At 69.5% G+C, this 846-nt stretch carries 1 protein-coding gene; it reads left to right on the forward strand.

The genetic code is table 11. The annotated features are described in order from the left end of the window. On the forward strand, positions 1 to 846 hold an 846-nt coding region (locus ABTU92_RS29335), incomplete at both ends, for a terminase gpA endonuclease subunit (RefSeq protein WP_408095077.1).

Raw genomic sequence — 846 nt, forward strand, 5'->3', positions numbered from 1 at the left:
GACCGATCACGCCATCCTGATGCAGCGGCGCGAGGACTACCGGCGCGGCCAGGTCCCGCCCGGCGCGCTGCTGCTCACGATCGGCTGCGACGTCCAGATGCGCGGCATCTACTACGAGGTGCTGGCGCACGCGCCCGACCGGCAGACCTGGGTGGTCGACGCCGACTATCTCGACGGCTCGACGACGGATGTGGACGAGGGCGCCTGGCTGGCGCTGACCGAGGTGTTCACGAAGGACTGGCCGGACGCGTGGGGCAATCGCTGGCGGCCGGACGAGTTCCTGGTGGACTCCGGCTACCGCACCCACACCGTCTACGAGTGGACGCGCCGCCATCCCGGCACGAAGGCCGTGAAGGGCGAGGACGGCTGGAACCGACCGCCGCTCGGCACCGCGACCGACGTCGACGTCGACTACCGCGGCCGCAAGATCAAGGGCGGCGTGAAGGTGCGGGTGGTCGGTACCTACGACCTCAAGGCCAAGCACTACACGTACCTGACCCGCGAGGCGAAGTTCGAGGGCGGCGTCGCGCAGTATCCGTCGGGCTTCTGCCACTTCGGCACGTTCCTCGACGAGAACTACTTCAAGCAGCTCACGTCCGAGTATCTGGCCGACGAGCGCTACCGGGGCCGCCTGCGCAAGGTGTGGAAGGAACGCTCCGGCGTCGGCAATCACTTCCTCGACTGCCGGGTCTACAATCTGGCCGCGGCCGCGGCCTATATGGCGTCCTACACGGCGGACGACTGGGCGCGCCAGGCGAAGGCGCGCGGCATCCCCGAGGACCTCCGCACGCCCGATCTGTTCACGCCGGTCGCCTTCACGGATGCGGCGCCGGTGCCGCCGGCGTC

Source organism: Rhodoplanes sp. SY1, assembly GCF_046000175.1.
Taxonomy (GTDB): domain Bacteria; phylum Pseudomonadota; class Alphaproteobacteria; order Rhizobiales; family Xanthobacteraceae; genus Rhodoplanes.